Consider the following 21,866-nt stretch of genomic DNA (forward strand, 5'->3'; position numbering starts at 1 on the left):
AGACGCAAATGAGCGAAAGCGATTTGCGTCTGTTTTTTGTGCATAAAAACACCCCAGCAAAACAAAGACTAGCAGTAGACCAATTTCCCCACTATAAGTGGGCATAAGGAGGAACGAATATATGTTTCGAACAAAGCGAATCGCTCGGTGCCTTCTAGGTGCAATTTTAGCGTTTGCGGTTCTTTTTTTTAACAACGAAATGGTTGATGCCTTTAGTGACCAAGTCATTCAAAAAGGGGCGACAGGCGACGATGTCGTCGAATTGCAATCTCGTTTGCAGTATGTAGGGTATTATAATGGAAAAATTGACGGTGTTTTCGGTTGGGGGACGTACTGGGCTGTGCGGCATTACCAGTACGAATATGGGCTTGAAATTGATGGGTTGGTTGGAGACGACATGAAAGCAAAGCTGGCAAGCACAACCGATTATGATAAAGCATTTGTGACAAAAGCACTGAACGAGGGCAGGAAGTTTTCCCACTATGGCGGTACATCGAAAGACATCCAGAAAGGGCCAAAAGGTTCTGCAGACAAGCAAGGCAAACAAAAAAAGGAAGCAGGAAAGGGTGGCGAGACACAGCAGCCAGCTCCGGATCAGCCTGATACTGGAAATGAACAAGAACCAATTATCGAAAAAGCAAACAATGTGCCTTCAGGCTATTCATCAAATGATATTCAACTGATGGCTCAGGCAGTGTATGGCGAGGCCCGTGGTGAGCCTTATGAAGGACAAGTCGCGGTGGCAGCAGTGATTGTCAACCGTCTAAATTCGGCGACTTTCCCAGATACAGTCGCTGGAGTCATATATGAAGACCGCGCTTTTACGGCGGTAGCTGATGGGCAAATCAATTTAGGCACAGATGAAACGGCAAGGCAAGCTGTGCTTGATGCGTTAAATGGGCAAGACCCGACCAACAATGCGCTTTATTATTTCAATCCAGATACAGCGACATCAGGATGGATTTGGTCACGGCCACAAATTAAGCGGATTGGCAAACATATTTTCTGCTATTAAAACGGAGGTGCTATTTGCATGTTTCGCAATCTTTTAATCGCTGCTTTGGCTGTTGCAGTAGTAGGCACAGGCGTTTGGGGCTACCAGCAAAAGCAAGAAAAAGACCAGCTGCAAATTACAGCGAACAATACGTATCAGCGGGCATTTCATGATTTGACTTACCATATTGACCAAATTGAAGACGAGCTTGGCAAGACACTTGCGATGAACACACAAAGGCAATTGACGCCTTCACTGGCTGATGTTTGGCGGGTGACGAGCCTTGCTGAGAAAAGTTTGGCTGAACTGCCTGTTCAAGAGTTAAATATGGACGACACGGAAAAATATTTGTTTAAAATCGGCGATTTTGCCTACCGTACATCTGTCCGTGACTTAAACAACGAGCCGCTTACGGACAAAGAATATGAGACATTGGCCCAATTGTACGAGCAAGCTAGTTCTATTAGGGAATCAATGAGAAAAACACAGGCAACTGTTATGCAAGGAGACATGCAATGGCTGGCTCAAAATGATGAACAGCAAGAAAACGAGCCATCCCAATCATCGGTTGCAGGCCACTTTGAAAGATTAAATAAATCGGTTCAAGGTTTTAGCGAAGTAGAATGGGGTGCAACGGATTCAGCTATCCGCAACTTAAATGGTGAGTTGAAAGAGGCGCTGGCAGGAAAAGAAAAGATTTCAAAAGAGGAAGCAAAGCAACGGGCGCTTGATTATTTAAAATTAGGCGAAGGCACGAGCGTGCAAATCAACGACTCACCAAAAGCACTAGAATATCCAGCTTATTCTCTTTTAATTGATGACCCTGATAACCAAGCCCACTATGACATGGATATGAGCGTTGAAGGTGGCGAACCGATTTGGTTTATGCAAGACCGGCAAATCGATAAAGCGAAAATCAGTTTGAATGAAGCGGTCAATAAAGCGCAGAGCTTTCTCGAACGTGGTGGCAAAGAAGGCATGCAGCTTGTTGAAAGCACGCAATACGACAACATCGGCGTCCTCGAATTCGCCTATGTCCAAGACGGAGTACGCATATACCCGGATAACGTCATGATTGAAGTGGCTTTAGATGACGGGGACGTTATATCCTATGTCGGACGTGGCCATCTGATCCACCATCAAGAAGACAGGCAAATCCCAGAACCAAAATTGACGAAAGAAGAGGCGCAAACCAAAGTCAATAAACATGTCGAAATTCAAGAAGACCATCTTGCCGTTATTGAAAATGACATTAATGAAGAAGTGTTTGTTTATGAATTTTACGGAACGAGAGATAACGACACATACCGAATTTTCATTAATGCGTTGACAGGCGAAGAAGAAAAAGTCGAACGAATGAAGGATTCAGAACCAGAATATTAATTCAGAAGGCTCTCGAAAAGGGGAGCCTTTTTTTCGTCTCGTGCTTGCCATTTATGCAAATTATGAGATAATAAAAAGAAAGATACGGGAAGTGAACGTTAGGATTGAAAAGTCTGCTGCTTTGTCGTATCGTAAGAAAGAGAATGCAGGAAAGTGTTGTGAATTTATGGCAAAAGGATTTAATGTGGCAATTGATGGTCCTGCTGGCGCCGGGAAAAGCACAGTGGCCAAAAAAACAGCTGAAAAGTTAGGCTTTCTATATATTGATACTGGGGCCATGTATCGGGCGATCACCTTTGCGGCGTTAGCTGAGGGTATTGATTTGCATGATGGGGAAGCGCTCGGCAAGCTCCTAGAGAAGAGCGAGCTGCGTTTGGAGTCATCAAATGAAGGGACGGCTGTTTTCTGGAACGGCGCTGACATTACGGCTGCGATTCGTACAGCCGAAGTGAACAGCAATGTGTCGCTCGTAGCGAGCCACCGGGAAGTACGGGAAGGCATGACGGCGATGCAGCAGGAGCTTGCCAAATCGAAAAACGCCGTACTAGACGGACGCGATATTGGGACCCATGTCCTCCCAGATGCCAATGTAAAAGTGTTTTTGACTGCTTCAGTCGAAGAACGGGCTCGGCGCCGCCATCTTGAGCAATTGGAAAAAGGGCTCCCGTCGGACTTCGAACAACTAAAAAAAGACATTGCTAAACGCGATGAATTGGATTCAACCCGAGCGATCGCCCCCCTTAAGCAGGCGGCAGACGCGCAAGTCGTCGACACGACCAGCATGGGAATTGATGAAGTCGTTGAGGCGATTCTTGATTTAGTAAAGGAGCATTGGCGCCAATGACTCTCTATCAATTTGGACAAGCCGTTTGCCGCCTCTACTTAAATGCGCTGTTCAAAGTTCGTATTTACGGGAAAGAAAACATTCCAGACAAAGGTGCAGTGTTGCTATGTGCAAACCATATTAGCAACAATGATCCGCCTTTGCTAGGTGCCTATATAAAACGGCCAGTACGTTACATGGCTAAAAAAGAGCTGTTTAAAGTACCTGTTTTGAAAACGCTGCTGAGAAAACTAGGCGCTTTCCCAGTCAATCGCGCCGGTGGCGATAAACAATCGCTCCGCACTTCTTTAGATATTTTAAAATCTGGGGACATGGTAGGCATCTTTCCAGAAGGAACGCGCTCTAAAACCGGTGAGATCGGAAAGGGGCTGTCGGGCGCTGGTTTTTTTGCTTTAAAAAGTAGCGCCCATGTTGTCCCCTGTGCCATTATTGGTCCTTACAAAATGAGGGGCCGTGTTACACTCGTTTATGGAAAGCCAATCTCTATGGAAGAGCACCGGGCGAACCGCACTTCAGCAAAGGAAGTCACTGAACTCATCATGGATGAAATTCAAAAGCTGAAGGATCAATATCAAGATTTATCATAAAACGTCCTTCATTCGTTCTTAGAAACATTGGAGGCTGTTTATAAAAAAACGCAAGATGCCCGGCGTTGCCGGATTGAAGGAGGCAAAAGTCAATGGTCGAAGAAATGAATGACGGCATGAATGAAATGAAATCTTTTTCTGTAGGGGATATTGTTACAGGGAAAGTAACAAAAGTTGAAGACAAGCAGGCATTTGTAGATGTCGGCTTTAAAGTAGACGGCATCGTGCCCATTAGTGAATTGTCGAGCCTGCATGTAGAAAAGGCAAGTGATGTCCTCTCTGTTGATGATGAATTAGAACTGAAAGTCACAAAAGTCGAAGATGATGAATTGATTTTGTCGAAAAAAGCGGTTCAAGCCGAAAAGGCATGGGAACAACTTGAGGCAGCGTATGAAAAAGGCGAAGTTATTGAAGCAGAAGTAGCAGAAGTTGTGAAAGGCGGCCTTGTCGTCGATGTTGGCGTAAGAGGATTTATTCCTGCTTCATTAGTAGAACGCCATTATGTTGAAGATTTTTCTGATTACAAAGGCAAGCAATTGCGTTTGAAAGTGACAGAAATTGACAAAGACAACAATAAGTTGATTCTATCACAACGGGCTGTTCTTGATGATGAAATTGAAGAAAAGAAAAAGCAAGTGTTGCTTTCCCTTTCAGCTGGCGATGTCGTTGAAGGGAAGGTTCAGCGCTTGACCAGCTTTGGCGCTTTCGTCGATGTCGGTGGTGTCGATGGTCTCGTCCATATTTCGCAAATTGCCCATGAGCGTGTCGAGCATCCGTCAGATGTGCTGTCAGAAGGGCAAGAAGTAAAAGTCAAAGTGCTTTCCGTTGATCCTGATAGCGAACGCGTTTCCCTCTCCATCAAAGAGATGCTAGCCGGCCCATGGGAAAACATCGAAAGCAAATTTTCAGCTGGCGATCTAGTTACTGGTACAGTGAAGCGCCTCGTATCGTTTGGCGCTTTTGTGGAAATTGCACCAGGGGTGGAAGGACTCGTCCATATCTCGCAAATTTCCAAACGCCATATTGGCACGCCGCAAGAAGTGTTGGAAGAAGGGCAACAAGTACAAGCAAAAGTGCTCGATGTTAGCGAAGCAGACAGACGTGTATCTCTTAGCATTCGCGAAGCGTCTGAAGAGCAAGAACGAAAAGAAACACGTGCCTATGAAAAGCCAGCCAACGATGAGCCTTCTGGCTTCTCGCTTGGAGATATGATCGGCGATCAGTTGAAAAAATACCGTGACCAATAACGTACGATCATGTAGATTGATCGAAAATGCTTGTTAGCTGAGGAGCGAAACCGAGTGAAGATGCGAATAGAACGTATGTCCATGAGCCACGGTTTTTGTGCGCATGGAACGAATGTTCCAAAGCATAAAACGAGGTGAGCAACGAAGGATGCGAGCATTGTCTACAGTTGGGAACCGGCGCAAGTTGAGCTGCGCCGGTTTTTTTATGTCTAAATGTTGGTGAAAGCGCCGATACTGTCCAATGAGGTGATGAGAAATGGACGGTGTATTTGTTTATTGGTTTGGCTGGCTTGCTTGGATTGCCGGGACGTTTTTGTTGCCGAAAAATGAACTGCGGCAAGTGATGTGTGCAAGCATTTTAGCGCTATTATGCTTTATTCCTTTGAACGTGATCGTTTCAGGCAATCAAATAAGCATCGGCTATGTTTTTAGTCTATTGATCTGCTATTTACAGCTAGGAAAGCTCAGGTTCTCCGGAATCATGTATCCAGCTGTTTGCTGCTTACTAGTGGCGGCAACCTACATAGGCATACAGGAATTGATTCGCGTCGACCCGGTTATTTTACTCATTGACGGCCGTTTTCTGTCTGCAGGCGCTGTGCTTTTAACGATTTTCATCATAAAAAGGAGAGCAAACCGTACTGCTGTGTTAGCCACTGGCCTCCTTTACGGCGACTTGTTTTTGAATGTGTATCGCCATGGGCTTAACGGAGGAATGGAGCTTGGATCGCTTGCGTTTTTTGACGTATTTGCCATCAGCGTCTCCATGAGTACAGCCGCTTTGGTCTTTTCGATTGCTTTAGAGAAATGGCGCCAACATGTGCTTGTGAATAGTAGACAGCCGAAGCCAGTGCCAACAAGGATAGACAAGCATGCATGAAGATAGTAAAATGGATAAGCTGGAGAAGAAAACGAATGCTGTTTTTTAAGTAGTTTGAAGGAGAAAGGGTGTGTGATTGTGACTAAACCAGTTGTTGCAATCGTTGGCCGGCCGAATGTAGGAAAGTCAACTATATTTAACCGGATTGTTGGCGAGCGTGTCGCCATTGTTGAAGACTTACCGGGAGTAACGCGTGACCGTTTATATAGCAAAGGAGAATGGCTAAACCACGAATTTTATGTAATCGACACAGGCGGAATTGAGCTCGGCGATGAACCGTTGCTCGTGCAAATGCGCCAACAAGCGGAAATTGCCATTGACGAGGCGAATGTGATCATTTTTATGGTCAATGGACGAGAAGGAATTACAGCCGCAGACCAAGAAGTGGCAAACATGCTTTTCCGTTCAAAAAAGCCGGTTGTGCTTGCTGTTAATAAAGTCGACAACCCAGAAATGAGGGAGTCGCTTTACGAGTTTTATTCATTAGGGGCCGGTGAGCCTTATGGAATTTCAGGCTCCCATGGATTAGGGATCGGCGACTTGCTTGATGAAGTTGTTCGCCATTTTCCTGAAGAAAACGACGATGATTATGCAGATGATACGATCAAAATGGCATTGATCGGCCGTCCGAACGTCGGCAAGTCTTCGCTTGTTAATGCGCTTCTTGGCGAAGAGCGGGTGATCGTCAGCCAAATTCCAGGGACGACCCGTGACGCGATTGATACATCCTTTACGCGAGATGGCCAACATTATGTTGTGATTGATACTGCCGGTATGCGTAAGCGTGGCAAAGTTTATGAAGCCACTGAAAAATATAGTGTGCTCCGCTCACTGAAGGCGATTGAACGGTCTGACGTCGTTCTTGTCGTCTTAGATGGCGAAGAGGGGATTATTGAACAGGATAAAAAAATAGCCGGTTATGCCCATGAAGCGGGAAGGGCAATCGTCATTGTCGTCAACAAATGGGACGCCGTAAAAAAAGACGACAAAACGATGCAAACATTTATCGAAGACATCCGTTCCGAGTTTCAGTTTCTTTCGTATGCGCCGATTTGTTTTTTGTCCGCCAAGACCAAGCAACGCCTTCATTTGTTGCTGCCTGAAGTGAGGAAAGTGTCAGAAAGCCATCATCTTCGTGTGCCGACTCATGTCCTCAATGATATGATCATGGATGCGGTAGCAATGAATCCAACCCCAACGGATAAAGGCAAGCGCCTGAAAATCAATTATGTGACGCAAGTGGCCGTGCAGCCGCCGACATTCGTGTTCTTTGTAAATGAACCTGAACTAATGCATTTCTCTTATAGGCGCTTTTTAGAAAACCGTTTGCGTGCCACTTTTGAGTTTGAAGGAACGCCTATTCACATCATTGCACGGAAAAAGAATGATTAATTATTGGCAAGGGGGAAACTGAATGATCGTTTCATTAATTGTGACGGTGTTGTTCGGTTATTTGCTTGGGTCTGTCAGCTTTAGCTACATCATTGCAAAGAAAATCAAGAAAATCGATATACGCAGTGAAGGAAGTGGCAATGCTGGGGCGACAAATACATTGCGTGTGCTTGGAATCGGACCGGCCATTTGCGTCCTTTTGCTTGATGTCGCAAAAGGGGTTGCCCCTGCACTTCTTGCCATTGCCCTCACGAATGGGGACTACCCCCTTGTGCCGGCTTTGGCGGGCTTAGCGGCCATTCTCGGGCATAATTGGCCTATTTATTTTGGCTTTCGCGGCGGAAAAGGAGTTGCTACTTCCATTGGCGTTGTGGCCACGCTTTTATTTTATCCTGCCCTTTGTGCCGGAATTGTAGCGATTTTAAGCATCGTTTTCACAAAATATGTATCCCTTGGTTCGCTTTTATTTGCAGTGTTAACGCCAATTGCTGCACTCATCATGCTGCCGTTTTTTCATTACCCACTAGAATATATTTATTTAGCTGTGTTATTGGCGATCCTATCTTTATGGCGGCACCGCACGAACATGGGACGGCTTATTGCAGGCACGGAAAACAAATTAGGGAAAAAACATGCGTAGGAGGAGTTCATGATGCAAAAAATTGCGGTTATTGGAGCGGGAAGCTGGGGAAGCGCTTTAGCGATGGTTCTTGCGGATAATGGCCATGATGTTCGTCTAATCGGGCGCCGACATGAACAAATGAACGAATTGAACGAACGTCATACGAATGAATCATATTTGCCGAACATCGAATTGCCAAAAACGATTCGCGGTTATACAGGAATGGAGGAAGCTCTTGACGGAGTTGAGGCTATCGTATTAGTCGTTCCAACTAAAGCGATGCGTGATACTGTCCGTAAAATGGCGCCATATTTGCAAAAGGCGGTACCGGTTATTCATGCAAGCAAAGGGATTGAACCTGCGACCCATAAGCGCATATCCGAAATGATCGCCGAAGAAGATGCAAGCACGAATCGCATTTCTTCCATTACGGTTTTATCTGGACCAAGTCATGCCGAGGAAGTGGCATTGCGCCAACCGACAACCGTTACGGTTGCTTCAGCGGATGATGAGGCAGCCAAATATACGCAAAATTTGTTTATGAACCAACAGTTTCGTGTCTATACCAATCCTGATCTAGTCGGTGTTGAAATCGGAGGGGCACTAAAAAACATTATTGCGCTAGCGTGTGGTGTGACGAATGGCCTTGGTTACGGGGATAATACAAAAGCAGCGATCATGACGAGAGGGTTGGCGGAAATTTCCCGCCTTGGCACAACAATGGGGGCAAAACCTTTAACGTTCTCAGGTTTATCAGGGCTCGGCGATTTAATTGTGACTTGTACAAGTGTGCATTCACGTAACTGGCGTGCTGGACGGATGATCGGCGAAGGTTTGTCTATGGATGAAGTGCTTGAAAGAATGGGAATGGTTGTCGAAGGAATTCGAACAACGCAGGCAGCCTATGAACTATCCGAAAAGCTAGAGATTGATATGCCAGTGACCAAAGCGCTCTATAGTGTCCTGTTTAACGGAATTGACCCTTACCAAGCAGCTGAAGAATTAATGGGACGTGTAAAGCGTCATGAAGTGGAGTCGCTTTACCGTTCGTAAACTTCGTTTTTAGCCGTTTGATTCCGTCTAGATTGCGCACACTCTTTTTTTCTCATGCATACGATAAGGAGAACGTAAGCATGAGGAGGGATTTAGGTGTTTAAGAAAAATGACTCATTTTTTGATCAAGTGCATAAAACGACAAAAGTGCGCCCTGATGAGCTATTAAAGCTGGCTAACTCTGTCAGTCAAGCCAATTTGAAAGATGAGGCAACGTTGCGCCAATTGATTGGCAAAGTGGCTGGCCTTGCAAACAGGCCAGTCTCTAAACAACAAGAGGACCAAATCGTTGAAGCGATTTTAAACAACAATATGCCAACTGATATGGCTTCATTGGCTAAAATGTTTAATAACAAAAAATAAGACAAATTAGTCAAACATCTAGACCAAAACCTGGAGCCTGCATATACTTTAATAGAACACCTACTATTAAAAGAGGGCTAAGAATAAGGATTTAGTCAAGCTAGAGAGGAGAGCCCCACTCCTGTCTAGCTTTTTTTATCTCTATCTGCTTGTCTTACCTTATGGTATACTTGCCTATGTACCAATCCGAAAAGAGGGGTGTCTCGCATTGTCGCAAGCGATGTTAAATATGTACATATCTTTTGGCGGTCTGCTGCTCATGTTCATTTCTGCAGGTACCGCGCTTTTAGCGCGAACAAAACTGAGCGGCTTCTTTTCAAAAGTTGTGTTAACGTTTTCTTTTTGTTGTCTGCTTGTTTCAGGGATCATTGTCGCCTATATCGTCCTTGGCGGTCCGACATCAACGGGCAGGTAGCCATTTTGCAAGGAGGAATGAATCAATGAAGCAGCTTCTTGCTTCCTGTATGGCAGGTTGTCTTGTTCTTGTCCTAAGTGGTTGTTTTTTGCCAGAGGAACAGAGAGCAGAAAACCAAATTGCTTACCCAGACCAACTAGCGGCTGTGCAAACGGCAGTTGACCAATTTCAGGAGGATACCGGTGTCCTTCCAATCACCAATTTTGATGAGAATACCCATGAGTACCAGCGCTATACGGTTGACTTTAGGCAGTTGGTTCCCCGTTATTTGCAACAGCCGCCGGGAACAGCCTTTGAAAATGGCGGTACCCACCAATATACGCTCATAAATGTGGAAGAGGACCCAGAAGTGAAAGTTTTGGATGTTACAGCGATGAATGTCGTTCGTGACCTTCAACAACGGATTTACGATTATATGCGAGAACATACATATGCGCCAATTGGAGAGGCGCTAGACTATAATTTGTTTACGCTAGACTTTAAAGCACTCGGTTATTCAGAAGAGCCGTATGTAGCCAGTCCTTATAACCAAACGTCGCTACCGTTGTTATTTACAAACGATGGCGAAGTGGTGATCGATTATTTACTTGATTTAAAGATGGCAGAGCAGGAAAAAGATTTTGAGGAAGGCGTCGACCTTCGCCGTTATTTATATGAAGACTCTCCTTTTTTGCCATTGTATTCAGTGCCGTACTCCCTTGATGAGGAAGGCAATATTCAATACGACACGCGTTTCTACGATTAACTCCTCGATTCCAAAGTCTTACCATTCGAATTGATAAAATAGGTCTAATCTGCCCCTTCCATCCATATAGTTACATTGGAAGGGGCATGTTGCGGGAGGCTCCCCTTCTCAAGCATTGGATGCAGGCACAATTTAATTTTTCCTAGTCAGTCATAATAAGTGGACAATGTCATAGAAATGATAGTGGTTAGATATGAAAGACTCGGCTGCATCAAACTTTACTTGACCGGGAGGGGATTCTTTTGTTGGAAAAAGTAGATATCTTTAAAGATATCGCAGAGCGGACCGGAGGCGACATTTATCTCGGTGTTGTAGGGGCGGTTCGCACTGGAAAATCGACATTTATTAAGAAATTCATGGAGCTAGTCGTGCTGCCGAATATTGAAAATGAGGCTGACAAAGCACGTGCCCAAGATGAGCTTCCGCAATCGGCAGCAGGAAAAACGATCATGACAACAGAGCCGAAATTTGTTCCGAATCAAGCTGTTTCAATTCATGTGGATGAGGGGCTCGATGTCAATATTCGCCTCGTTGATTGTGTCGGTTATGCTGTTCCAGGCGCAAAAGGCTATGAAGATGAAAATGGACCACGGATGATCCACACGCCGTGGTATGAAGAACCGATTCCGTTTCAGGAAGCGGCAGAAATAGGGACGCGCAAAGTCATACAAGAGCATTCGACTTTGGGTGTTGTGATCACAACAGATGGAACGATAGGCGATATACCACGACAGGACTATCTCGAATCAGAAGGGCGAGTTGTAGAGGAACTGAAGGAAGTCGGGAAGCCATTTATCATGATTGTGAACAGTGTACGCCCAAGCCATCCGGAGACGGAGGAGCTGCGTACATCGCTGGCTGAAGAATACGATATTCCAGTGCTGGCGATGAGCATTGAGAGCATGACCGACCATGATATAAATAGTGTGCTCCGTGAAGTTCTTTTTGAATTTCCCGTTCACGAAGTCAATGTCAATTTGCCAAGCTGGGTCATGGTTCTAAATAATGAGCATTGGCTGCGGCAAAGCTATGAAGATTCTGTACGGGAAACCGTCAAAGATATCAAACGTCTACGTGACGTCGATCGAGTTGTCAGCCAATTTACAGAATTGGAGTTTATTGAAAAAGCGAAATTGGCCGGAATTGAAATGGGCCAAGGAATTGCCGAAATTGATTTGTATGCTCCTGATGCCTTGTACGACCAAGTGTTGAAAGAAGTAGTTGGGGTCGAAATACGAGGAAAGGATCATTTGCTGTCTTTGATGCAAGACTTTGCCCATGCCAAGTCCGAGTACGACCAAGTTGCAGACGCTCTTCGCATGGTGAAACAAACAGGGTATGGCATTGCCGCACCGTCTTTGAATGACATGAGTTTGGATGAACCAGAAATTATTCGCCATGGCTCAAGATTTGGAGTCCGTTTAAAAGCAGTGGCGCCATCCATCCATATGATTAAAGTCGATGTCGAATCGGAATTTGCGCCAATCATTGGCACCGAAAAACAAAGCGAAGAACTCGTTCGCTATTTGATGCAAGATTTTGAAGAAAATCCGCTTTCGATTTGGAACTCCGATATTTTCGGCCGGTCCTTAAATTCGATCGTCCGCGAAGGGATTTCCGCTAAATTGTCGTTAATGCCTGAGAATGCCCGCTACAAGCTGCAAGAAACATTAGAACGTATTATTAATGAAGGCTCTGGTGGATTGATCGCCATTATTTTGTAACGGGGCACAGGTGGCCCTTTAGGCATTTGTCTTTTTAGCAAGGTGCTATGTTTGATCCTGAATGGAGATTGCTTTCGACTAACTCATTGCCAATTGCGATGAGTTCTTTTTGCTTTTCCACTGTTCTTTTGCTACTCTTTAGAAGAGATTTATCCTTTATAAAGAGTTTCGGTGGAGGGACAAGAATGGTTGACCACGATAAATTACAGCAAGCAGTGCGAATGATATTAGAAGCAATTGGCGAAAACCCTGAACGTGAAGGGCTTGCAGATACCCCTAGAAGGGTAGCCCAAATGTATGAAGAAATGTTCAGCGGTCTTCATGAAGATCCAAGCGAGCATTTAAAAACGGTATTTGGCGAAGAGCATGAAGAACTTGTGCTTGTCAAAGACATTCCGTTCTTTTCGATGTGCGAGCATCACCTTGTGCCGTTTTTTGGAAAAGCTCATATTGCTTACATTCCCCAAAATGGGATCGTGACGGGGCTGTCGAAACTGGCGCGCACTGTCGATGGAATAGCAAGAAGGCCGCAAGTACAAGAAAGAATGACGAAAACATTAGCTGATGTGCTAATGTCTACCTTAGACGCAAAAGGGGCAATGGTCGTTCTGTCTGCAGAACATATGTGCATGGCGATGAGAGGCATTAAAAAGCCAGGTTCGAAAACGGTGACGACAGCAGTGCGCGGCTCATTCGCCGATGACGGAGAAGCGCGTGCGGAAGTATTGCAACTAATCCAAACGAAGGAGGCGTAACGATGGCACATGAGAGTGATTTTTTTGTTATAAAAGCAAAAGAAAATGGTGTTCAAGTCATTGGTCTTACCCGCGGTTCGGATACCCGTTTTCACCATTCGGAAAAACTCGACAAAGGTGAAGTCATGATTGGCCAATTTACGGAACATACATCAGCTGTCAAAGTCCGCGGCAAAGCGATTATCCAAACAAGCCACGGCACATTGGATACGGAGGAATCAGGCGCTTAAATGCGAGCGCTTTTTTCTTTGTGTTCATTGGATAAGGGCGTATGCTATACTATATAAAGAACATTAGCGGGTTGTACGCGATAGAGGGGACATGAACAATGAGCAATACAACGTTGCCGGTGATGCGATCGGCGCTTGAAATAAAACAGCGCTTTGAACGGATATTGCAATACGATTATTTGCAAGGATACATTGACAACACCCGCCCCGACGCCGATGAACTTTGGCTGGTTTATACGATTTTGACCGAATCGGAACCGCCAGATCGTGCCGGGGCGATCACGCTTGCGTGGGGCTTTGCCCATGCTGGACTACTGGTCCACGATCTTGTGTCCTTACATAACACAAATGAAGAGTTTGCCAAAAAGAAGCGCCAACTGAATGTGTTGGCTGGCGATTTTTACAGCGCCCTGTATTACCAAGCTTTGGCTCGAGTCCATGCGGTTGATATGATTGAACTGTTTGGTAGCACCCTTCAAGAAGTGTATGAAAAGAAAATCGCAAGCCACCTAGACAAAGACAACTCGTTTGAGACTCGCCTCGTTCAAACGGAAGAGATTGAAGCACTACTGGCAGTGGCGATAGCCAAGGCAATTGGTCAGGAAGGATACGAGCCGTTGCTTAGGCCGTTTTTTCTGTATAAACGCTTAGAAAAAGAAAAAGAAAATGCCAAGGCGGGTTGCTTATCACCGCTTATTGAAGCTTGGACGGCCGAGAACAGACAAGGTTCCCTTTTTAAAGTTGAACAACAGAGGCGATTAGAACAACTACAAGAAGCAGTGGGCAAGCAGGATAATAAAGCAAGTGCGTTTATAAAAACATTCCTTGAAAAGCAAGGAGGTAGCGACAGTGGACCAATCGAAAGAACAACGCGTTCATGACGTATTTCAATCGATTTATAAAAAATACGATGTGATGAATTCTGTTATCAGTTTGCAGCAACACAAAAGCTGGCGTAAAGATACAATGAAGCAAATGGATGTCCAAGCAGGAACGAGTGCTCTCGATGTATGTTGCGGCACAGGGGATTGGACGTTGGCGCTGTCGGAAGCTGTGGGCGAGCATGGGACAGTGATTGGCCTTGATTTTAGCGAAAATATGCTCGCAGTGGGCCGTGAAAAAGTCCAAGCCGCTAAGCGTAATAATATCTCGCTTGTTCATGGAAACGCGATGGAGCTTCCGTATGGCGACAACACGTTTGATTATGTGACGATCGGTTTTGGTTTGCGGAATGTTCCTGATTACATGCAAGTGTTACAGGAGATGTGCCGGGTAGCCAAGCCTGGAGGTAAAATAGTTTGTCTCGAAACGTCGCAGCCAACCATACCAGTCTTTAAACAGCTATACTTTTTTTATTTTAAGCGGATCATGCCCCTTGCAGGAAAAGTATTTGCTAAAAAATACGAGGAATACTCATGGCTACAAGAATCAACATTAGCGTTTCCAGGGAAAGACAAACTTCGAGACATGTTCGTTGAAGCTGGAATGAAGGATGTTGCTGTAAAGAGCTATACAGGCGGTGTTTGCGCTATGCATATGGGGATAAAGCCGTTATAGAAATGTGTAATATTGGAGAGGAGTAAGGCAGTAATGGCTACTGCAGCTTTAAATAAAACGAAAATCTTTTTGCGAATGATTAAGTTTGAACATACGATTTTTGCATTGCCGTTTGCATTCTTAGCAATGTTGCTTGGCAGTTTAATTGCCCACGGACAGTTTCCTACGTTGCTTCAGTGGCTTTGGGTGACACTGGCGATGGTCGGAGCAAGGAGTGCTGCGATGTCGCTCAACCGTGTGATAGACGCCAAATTTGATCGTGAAAACCCAAGAACGGCGAACAGGGAGATACCGGCAGGACTGTTATCCAAAGCGGATGTCTGGATTTTTATTGTCGCTTCTTTTGCACTCTTGTTTTTGGCTGCTTCGCAGTTGAATGTTCTTTCCGTCTATTTGCTGCCAATTGCTGTATTTTTTCTTGTGTTTTATTCCTATACGAAACGCTTTACATGGGCATGCCACTTAATTTTAGGGATAACGATCGGGATTGCGCCTCTAGGCGGATGGGTTGCTGTAACAGGACAACTGCCACTGGCTAGCTTTTGTTTGTTTTTGGCTGTCATGTTTTGGCTTGCTGGTTTTGACACCGTCTATGCAACACAGGATGCTGAATACGATCAAACACACGGGCTCCATTCGATTCCAAGCCGTTTCGGCATTAAAAAAGCGTTATGGATCGCCCGTTGTTTTCATGTCGTCAGTTTTGCGTTTTTTGTCGGTCTCTACTTTTTAACGCCTTTGACATGGATTTACTTAGTGGGTGTCGCCCTTTCAGGGCTGATTATGGTTTACCAGCATTTAATTGTTTCTGAGAAAGATTTATCGAAAGTGCAATTGGCGTTTTTTCCGATGAATGGAACGCTTAGTGTCGTTATGTTTTTATTTGCTTTCGCCGATATGCTTGTCATCCGGTTTTATTAAAGGAGGTTCCTATGAGCTTACAAGTTGGAGAAATTGCCTATACCAACACATTGCCGTTTTTCTTTGAGCTAGACCGCAGCTCATTAGAGGAACATGGCATATGCATAACACAAAATGTGCCGGCGAACATCAACCATATGCTTGCCTCTGGCGAACTTCAAGCTGCCGCCATATCGTCTTTTTCCTATGGCGAAAATGAAAATGACTATGTGGTGTTGCCGGATCTTTGTGTTGCTTCGGCTGGCATGGTTCACTCTCTGCTCTTGTTTTCAAAAGTGCCGATTAATAAGCTTGAGGGCGAGTCGGTGGCTTTGACAACAAGCTCAGAAACAACGGTTCATTTGCTGAAAATCGTGTTAAAGCGTTTTTATCAAGTAACACCTTGCTATAAACAAGAAAAACCTGATTTAGGAAAAATGCTCAAATCCCATACGGCAGCACTTTTAATAGGAGATGACGCCATTCGAGAGCGCCACGCTGATGTCCCTTATGTGTATGACCTTGGCCAGCTGTGGTATGAATGGACGGGCTTACCGATGACGTACGCGTTATTTGCAGTTAGAAAAGATGCGCTTGAAAACAAAGCGGAAGAAATCAACGTGCTACACCAGTCCTTAAGAAAAAGTTATTTGCGAACCGCAGCGGATGGGTATAGGCGGATAAACCGTTATTTAGAGCGCAAAGGAATGGCAAGCCTTTCTTTTTGGGATATGTATTTTGAGGCACTGCTTCATCAGCCTACAAGCAAAACCGAGCAAGGTTTGCTATATTACTTTCAGCTTTGTTATGAAGAAGGCTTTCTTGAACGGGAAGTGCCTACATTGAGGAAGTGGAGGCCGACCACGTCTGTTTTAAAATATAAGCAGTAACAGTTTCTGCACGAGGGTGGCGTTGATGAAGTTAGCAGATATTTATAAAGCATTTCAAGGAGATATAGAATTTATTGAAGCGGAATTGGAACGAACCCTTTCGGCTAAACACCCTGTTTTAAAAGAAGCATCAACGGGGTTGTTAAAAGCCGGCGGGAAACGAATCCGTCCTGTGCTTGTGCTTTTGGCCGGGAAGTTTGGCGATTATCAATTAGACAGGTTAAAGCACATTGCCGTTACTCTTGAACTCATTCATATGGGTTCCCTTGTCCATGATGATGTCATTGATAATGCGCCGCTAAGGCGTGGACGGGAAACAGTGATGTCTCGTTGGGATAACCGTGTAGCGATGTATACAGGCGATTACATTTTCGGGCACGCGATTGAAACGACAAAAGCCTTTAGCGATAAACGAGTCCACACGATTATTTCCGACGTCATGAACCAAATATGCCGAGGCGAAATCGAGCAAATCCGGGACCAATACAATTGGGATCAAGGGTTACGCATTTACTTGAGGAGGATTAAACGCAAAACGGCTTTGTTAATTGCCGTTAGCTGCCAGCTGGGCGCCATCGTTTCTGGCGCGACGACTGAACTCCAAAAAAATCTTTACTACTTTGCTTACTTTCTCGGGATGTCTTATCAAATTATGGACGACATACTCGATTTTGTAGGTACCAATGAACAGCTAGGCAAGCCAGCTGGCGGCGATTTGCGCCAAGGCAATGTCACGTTGCCTGCGCTGTATGCAATTGAGCACACGCCTGGGTTTAAACAACGGCTAGAGAAGTCGTTAACGAAAGAGTCGTCTTTAGAAATGGACATGGAGCCGCTATTAAATGAAGTCCGCACATCAGGCGGGATTGAATATGCACAGGCAATGAGTGACCGCTATTTACACAAGGCGAATACGCTTTTAATGGAATTTCCCGACATTGATGCCAAAAGGCATTTAATTGAAGTCGCCAGTTACATAGGACGGAGAAAATATTAAGCCAGCGACGAGCTGGCTTTTTTGTTCGTAAAAAAGCCCATCTATTCTAAGAAATCTTATTGTTAGCGTTTTCCTAATTTGCTATACTGGAAACGTTCGGTGTAAACATTCATAAAGCGAGGTTAGACAATGGAACGTACATACGTAATGGTTAAGCCAGATGGAGTACAACGTAATTTGATTGGAAACATTGTATCGCGGTTTGAACAAAAAGGGTACACGCTTGCTGCAGCTAAGCTGGTCACTTTAAGCAAAGAAACGGCAGAAACGCATTATAGCGAACATCGGGAACGGCCGTTTTTTGGCGAGCTTGTTAGCTTTATTACTTCCGGACCTGTGTTTGCGATGGTTTGGGAAGGAGAAGGGGTCATTAAAGCGGCCAGACAACTCATTGGCGCTACCAATCCTAGCGAGGCTGCTCCAGGGACGATACGCGGCGACTTAGCAGTCAACGTTGGCATGAATGTCGTACACGGATCTGATTCCCAAGAATCTGCGGAGCGTGAAATCGCTATTTTCTTTAAAGAAGAAGAGCTAAACGATTATCAAAAAGACAGCAATAAATGGGTTTAAAACAAAGCCAGTTGGGTTCTCCTCAACTGGCTTTTTTATGTAAAACGAGACCGTTTTAAAAAGAAGACTGCTTGACTGTGTCGAGTCACCATTAAACATGGTACACTCTTTTTAAGAGTTTAGCATTAACATGGAAAGGAAGAACGTTATTTGGCAGACGTTTCTGCCAGAAAAACGGCAACATGATGAGAATGGATGAAGATTATGAACAATTCGTTTCTACTTTTTACAAACTGAGTGGCATTCATTTGCAAGCTTATAAAGAGACACAGATGAAACGGAGGCTTACGGCACTTCGCGATAAACGGCATTTCTCAAATTTTTCTAGCTATGCGAACGCGATGGCAAATGATCCTTTGCTTCTTACAGAATGTGTGGATCGTGTCACGATCAATGTCTCTTCGTTTTTCCGCAATCGCACCCGTTGGGAGACATTACGTACAGAGATTTTGCCGCGACTAGCGTCGAAAAAAAGCGGCTTGAACATCTGGAGCACCGCCTGTTCGACTGGCGAAGAACCGTATTCATTGGCGATGCTCATCAGAGAAGCAAACATTCCTTTACAAAATAAAACGATTCTTGCGACCGATATCGACTCGGCCATACTCGAAAAAGCACGCTTAGGCCTATTCCGCCAGGATGCGTTTAAAGAAATGAATAGCCAGTTCCAACATGCCTATTTTCGTAAGCAAGGGGACGATTTTGCGATCATAGAAGATGTGAAAAAGCTTGTGAATTTTAAGCGTCTTAACTTGCTTGCTGACGAGTACCCAACACGCTGCGATTTGATTATTTGCCGCAATGTGCTTATTTACTTTACAGAGGAGACAAAGCGAACGATTTTCAAAAAATTTAGTGAGTCTTTGGTTCGTGGCGGTGTCCTGTTTGTCGGCAGTACGGAACAAATTTTTGATCCCCAACAATATGGTTTACAAGCAATAAAACCGTTTTTTTACGAAAAAGTAACATGAATGTACAGACAATTGCTCCAATACATGCTATAATTTAACGCATAAAAGCGATAAAGTATTGCCGGTAAGATAGGAAAGGGTGTTAACATTGAGATTTTTAACAGCAGGAGAATCGCATGGACCACAACTAACTGCGATTATTGAAGGCGTGCCAGCGCAATTGCCACTTTTGGCAGAAGATATAGACCGTGAATTGGCAAGACGCCAAGGTGGTTACGGCCGTGGTCGCCGTATGCAAATTGAAAAAGACCGCGTTCAAATAGTAAGCGGCGTGCGCCATGGCATGACGACTGGTGCCCCTATCACATTTGTTGTCGAAAATAAAGACTGGAAAAATTGGACAAAAATAATGGGCGCTGAACCAATAAGTGAGGAAGAAGCGGAAAAAATGAGACGGAAGTTAACGCGCCCCCGTCCAGGTCACGCTGATTTAAATGGTGCAATCAAGTACGGGCACCGCGATATGCGCAATGTCCTAGAGCGTTCATCGGCACGGGAAACGACTGTCCGCGTTGCCTGTGGAGCATTGGCAAAAGTCATTCTTAAAGCTTGTGGCATTGAAGTTGCCGGACATGTTCGCGAAATTGGCGGCATTCAGGCTGAAGAAGCAAACTATGCCACGATTGAAGAATTGCAAAAGCGCGCAGAAGAGTCGCCTGTACGCTGTTTAGACGAGGATGCAAGCAAAAAGATGATGGCAGCCATTGACAAGGCAAAACAAGATGGCGATTCGATTGGCGGCGTTGTTGAAGTCGTTGTTGCTGGCGTGCCTATTGGCCTCGGTAGCCATGTCCATTATGACCGCAAATTGGATGGCAAAATTGCTGGCGCGGTGATGAGCATTAACGCGTTTAAAGGTGTAGAGATTGGCATTGGCTTTGAGGCAGCACGGCTTCCAGGGAGCCAAGTTCATGATGAGATTACTTGGAGCGAAGAGGAAGGCTATAAGCGGAAGACGAACCGCCTTGGCGGTTTTGAAGGCGGGATGACCAACGGGATGCCCATTGTCGTAAAAGGGGTGATGAAGCCGATCCCAACGTTGTATAAGCCGTTGCAAAGCGTAGATATTGATTCGAAAGAACCATTTGCCGCAGGTGTTGAACGTTCCGATAGCTGTGCCGTCCCCGCTGCATCGGTTGTCTGTGAAAATGTGGTCGCGTGGGAAGTTGCCAATGCCTTGCTTGATACATTTGGTTCTGACCAGCTTCCTCTAATCCAGGCTGCTGTAGAACGTCATCATGCCGCTTCAAAGGAGTTTTAAGCGATGTTTGTGGACATTCACACCTCTTCAAAGCAATACAAGGCTGAAGTGGGGCCAGGGATTTTGCGGGAGGCAGGCAAAACGATTGAAACGCTTGCCCCGGCCTCTTCCTATTTGATCGTTTCAGATGAAAATGTCGCAAACCGTTATCTCGATGTGTTGGTTTCTTCTTTTACAAAGGTTCCTCATACGTTTGTCGTGAAAGCGGGGGAGCAATCAAAGTCTTTTCATGTTTATGAGCAGCTTGCCGCTTTTTGTTTGGAAAAACAGCTTGACCGCCAGTCCGTTATCATCGCCTTCGGAGGCGGCGTTGTCGGCGATTTGGCTGGATTTGTAGCGGGCACCTATATGCGTGGCATTCGCTTTATCCAAGTTCCGACCACTTTGCTTGCCCACGATTCAAGCGTTGGCGGGAAAGTAGCAGTCAATTTGCCCGCCGCTAAAAATATGATTGGCGTTTTCCATCAGCCCGAAGCTGTCCTGTTTGATACAGAATTGTTAGCAACTTTGCCGGATGACGAATGGCGTTCTGGTTTTGCAGAAATTGTTAAACTCGGTTTTATTGCCGATGCGCCTTTTTTAGCTTGGCTGCGTGAAACAGTGCTTTCACTAACAAGTGTAAAAGCAGATCATTTGCAAAAAATGGTGGCCAAGGCGATTGCCATCAAAGCCGATATCGTTGGCAAAGATGAAAAAGAGCATGGCATCCGCGCTCATTTGAATTTTGGGCATACGCTCGCTCATGCGATTGAAGCAGAGCTGGGGTATGGAAAAGTAACCCATGGCGAAGCGGTGGCAATCGGCATGCGTTTTGCTTTTCGCCTCAGCCTCCGTTTTACGAAAGAGGATTTGCGGCTTGCCGATTATGAAAATTGGTTTTCCGCCCTTGGTTATGACCTTCGTTTGCCAGCAGGACTTTCAGCACAACGGCTGCTTGCACGTATGAAAAGCGACAAAAAAACGAATGCAGGAAAGATTGTCATGGTGTTGCTCGAACAGCTTGGAGCCGCCTATACGAAAACAGTCGATGAACATTTGCTTTTAGAGTTGTTAGAAGATGAACTGGGAGGAAGATCATGATTCGTGGCGTCCGAGGTGCAACAACAGTAACAAAAAATGAGGCACAAGCAATTGAACAGGCCACAGAAGCACTCGTACGGGAAATGGTCAGTCAAAATGCGTTGCAGCCAGAGCAAATCGCCCAAGTGATTGTGACCGCTACAAACGATATTGATGCTACATTTCCGGCGAAGGCGGTTCGGAATTTACAAGGATGGCAATATGTTCCTGTGATGTGCGCTCAAGAAATTCCGGTAAAAGGAAGTTTGCCCCTTTGTATCCGTGTAATGATGACAGTAAACACATCTTTAAAGCAAGAGGAGATTAAGCATGTTTTTTTAGAAGGGGCGAGTGTGTTGCGTCCTGATTTGTTAAAAAAATAGGCGCTTAGGGCGTTGACGGGAAACGGGGATTTGCGTTACAC

The 21,866-nt window shown here is 45.2% G+C and carries 25 protein-coding genes; all 25 read left to right on the forward strand.

From position 1 onward, the window contains the following. Positions 1-121: 121 nt before the first annotated feature. Positions 122-1,015: a spore cortex-lytic enzyme gene (sleB, locus tag N6H06_RS09140; RefSeq protein WP_263706065.1), complete on the forward strand. Its 894-nt coding sequence runs from the start codon at positions 122-124 to the stop codon at positions 1,013-1,015. A gap of 18 nt (positions 1,016-1,033) precedes the next feature. After that, positions 1,034-2,377 (forward strand): germination protein YpeB, encoded by a 1,344-nt coding sequence (gene ypeB, locus N6H06_RS09145; protein WP_062747027.1) that lies wholly within the window; start codon positions 1,034-1,036, stop codon positions 2,375-2,377. 166 nt (positions 2,378-2,543) lie between these two features. Beyond that, positions 2,544-3,221 (forward strand): (d)CMP kinase, encoded by a 678-nt coding sequence (gene cmk / locus N6H06_RS09150; protein WP_263706066.1) that lies wholly within the window; start codon positions 2,544-2,546, stop codon positions 3,219-3,221. Next, a complete protein-coding gene (locus N6H06_RS09155) occupies positions 3,218-3,808 on the forward strand; it encodes a lysophospholipid acyltransferase family protein (protein ID WP_062747026.1) in 591 nt (196 codons plus the stop codon). The genes cmk and N6H06_RS09155 overlap by 4 nt, the downstream gene beginning before the upstream one ends. Before the next feature lie 92 nt (positions 3,809-3,900). Next, on the forward strand, positions 3,901-5,055 hold the full coding sequence (rpsA, locus tag N6H06_RS09160) for a 30S ribosomal protein S1 (RefSeq protein WP_062747024.1): 1,155 nt from the start codon (positions 3,901-3,903) through the stop codon (positions 5,053-5,055). A 256-nt stretch (positions 5,056-5,311) separates the two neighbouring features. Then, positions 5,312-5,935 carry a YphA family membrane protein gene (locus tag N6H06_RS09165; protein ID WP_062747023.1) on the forward strand — a complete coding sequence of 208 codons (624 nt, stop codon included), beginning with the start codon at positions 5,312-5,314 and terminating at the stop codon, positions 5,933-5,935. Between the two features lie 78 nt (positions 5,936-6,013). After that, positions 6,014-7,327, forward strand: a complete 1,314-nt coding sequence (gene der / locus N6H06_RS09170; protein WP_062747882.1) for a ribosome biogenesis GTPase Der — start codon at positions 6,014-6,016, stop codon at positions 7,325-7,327. 22 nt (positions 7,328-7,349) lie between these two features. Further along, positions 7,350-7,967, forward strand: coding sequence for a glycerol-3-phosphate 1-O-acyltransferase PlsY (gene plsY / locus N6H06_RS09175; protein WP_062747021.1), 618 nt, complete (start codon positions 7,350-7,352; stop codon positions 7,965-7,967). Positions 7,968-7,979: 12 nt separating this feature from the next. Then, the gene (locus N6H06_RS09180) at positions 7,980-9,002 is read left to right on the forward strand and encodes an NAD(P)H-dependent glycerol-3-phosphate dehydrogenase (RefSeq protein WP_062747019.1); all 1,023 of its coding nucleotides are present in this window, start codon (positions 7,980-7,982) and stop codon (positions 9,000-9,002) included. A 96-nt stretch (positions 9,003-9,098) separates the two neighbouring features. Continuing rightward, a complete protein-coding gene (locus N6H06_RS09185) occupies positions 9,099-9,365 on the forward strand; it encodes a stage VI sporulation protein F (RefSeq protein WP_062747018.1) in 267 nt (88 codons plus the stop codon). A 208-nt stretch (positions 9,366-9,573) separates the two neighbouring features. Next, the gene (locus N6H06_RS09190) at positions 9,574-9,780 is read left to right on the forward strand and encodes a DUF2768 domain-containing protein (protein WP_011246723.1); all 207 of its coding nucleotides are present in this window, start codon (positions 9,574-9,576) and stop codon (positions 9,778-9,780) included. 25 nt (positions 9,781-9,805) lie between these two features. Beyond that, the gene (locus N6H06_RS09195; protein WP_062747017.1) at positions 9,806-10,525 is read left to right on the forward strand and encodes a hypothetical protein; all 720 of its coding nucleotides are present in this window, start codon (positions 9,806-9,808) and stop codon (positions 10,523-10,525) included. Positions 10,526-10,770: 245 nt separating this feature from the next. Then, positions 10,771-12,249, forward strand: a complete 1,479-nt coding sequence (spoIVA, locus tag N6H06_RS09200) for a stage IV sporulation protein A (protein WP_062747880.1) — start codon at positions 10,771-10,773, stop codon at positions 12,247-12,249. 185 nt (positions 12,250-12,434) lie between these two features. Further along, positions 12,435-13,004: a GTP cyclohydrolase I FolE gene (gene folE / locus N6H06_RS09205; protein ID WP_062747015.1), complete on the forward strand. Its 570-nt coding sequence runs from the start codon at positions 12,435-12,437 to the stop codon at positions 13,002-13,004. A gap of 2 nt (positions 13,005-13,006) precedes the next feature. Then, complete coding sequence (gene mtrB, locus N6H06_RS09210; protein WP_062747014.1) at positions 13,007-13,234, forward strand: trp RNA-binding attenuation protein MtrB; 228 nt, start codon at positions 13,007-13,009, stop codon at positions 13,232-13,234. A gap of 98 nt (positions 13,235-13,332) precedes the next feature. Then, positions 13,333-14,115: a heptaprenyl diphosphate synthase component 1 gene (locus N6H06_RS09215; protein WP_212953478.1), complete on the forward strand. Its 783-nt coding sequence runs from the start codon at positions 13,333-13,335 to the stop codon at positions 14,113-14,115. Continuing rightward, positions 14,084-14,791, forward strand: coding sequence for a demethylmenaquinone methyltransferase (gene menG, locus N6H06_RS09220; protein ID WP_062747010.1), 708 nt, complete (start codon positions 14,084-14,086; stop codon positions 14,789-14,791). The genes N6H06_RS09215 and menG overlap by 32 nt, the downstream gene beginning before the upstream one ends. A 33-nt stretch (positions 14,792-14,824) precedes the next feature. Beyond that, the gene (locus tag N6H06_RS09225) at positions 14,825-15,712 is read left to right on the forward strand and encodes a UbiA-like polyprenyltransferase (protein ID WP_062747009.1); all 888 of its coding nucleotides are present in this window, start codon (positions 14,825-14,827) and stop codon (positions 15,710-15,712) included. 11 nt (positions 15,713-15,723) lie between these two features. Next, complete coding sequence (locus N6H06_RS09230) at positions 15,724-16,581, forward strand: menaquinone biosynthesis protein (RefSeq protein ID WP_263706067.1); 858 nt, start codon at positions 15,724-15,726, stop codon at positions 16,579-16,581. Between the two features lie 25 nt (positions 16,582-16,606). Then, positions 16,607-17,578, forward strand: coding sequence for a heptaprenyl diphosphate synthase component II (gene hepT, locus N6H06_RS09235; protein ID WP_062747006.1), 972 nt, complete (start codon positions 16,607-16,609; stop codon positions 17,576-17,578). Between the two features lie 129 nt (positions 17,579-17,707). Continuing rightward, a complete protein-coding gene (ndk, locus tag N6H06_RS09240) occupies positions 17,708-18,151 on the forward strand; it encodes a nucleoside-diphosphate kinase (protein WP_062747001.1) in 444 nt (147 codons plus the stop codon). 182 nt (positions 18,152-18,333) lie between these two features. Further along, entirely contained in the window at positions 18,334-19,122 is a 789-nt protein-coding gene (locus N6H06_RS09245; RefSeq protein ID WP_318527525.1) for a CheR family methyltransferase, read from the forward strand. Positions 19,123-19,210: 88 nt separating this feature from the next. Further along, positions 19,211-20,383 (forward strand): chorismate synthase, encoded by a 1,173-nt coding sequence (gene aroC / locus N6H06_RS09250; protein WP_062746999.1) that lies wholly within the window; start codon positions 19,211-19,213, stop codon positions 20,381-20,383. A 3-nt stretch (positions 20,384-20,386) separates the two neighbouring features. Further along, complete coding sequence (aroB, locus tag N6H06_RS09255; protein ID WP_263706068.1) at positions 20,387-21,463, forward strand: 3-dehydroquinate synthase; 1,077 nt, start codon at positions 20,387-20,389, stop codon at positions 21,461-21,463. Beyond that, positions 21,460-21,825 carry a chorismate mutase gene (aroH, locus tag N6H06_RS09260; protein ID WP_062746995.1) on the forward strand — a complete coding sequence of 122 codons (366 nt, stop codon included), beginning with the start codon at positions 21,460-21,462 and terminating at the stop codon, positions 21,823-21,825. The genes aroB and aroH overlap by 4 nt, the downstream gene beginning before the upstream one ends. Positions 21,826-21,866: the final 41 nt, after the last annotated feature.

Source organism: Shouchella tritolerans (assembly GCF_025770735.1).
Classification (GTDB): Bacteria; Bacillota; Bacilli; order Bacillales; family Bacillaceae_D; genus Shouchella; species Shouchella tritolerans.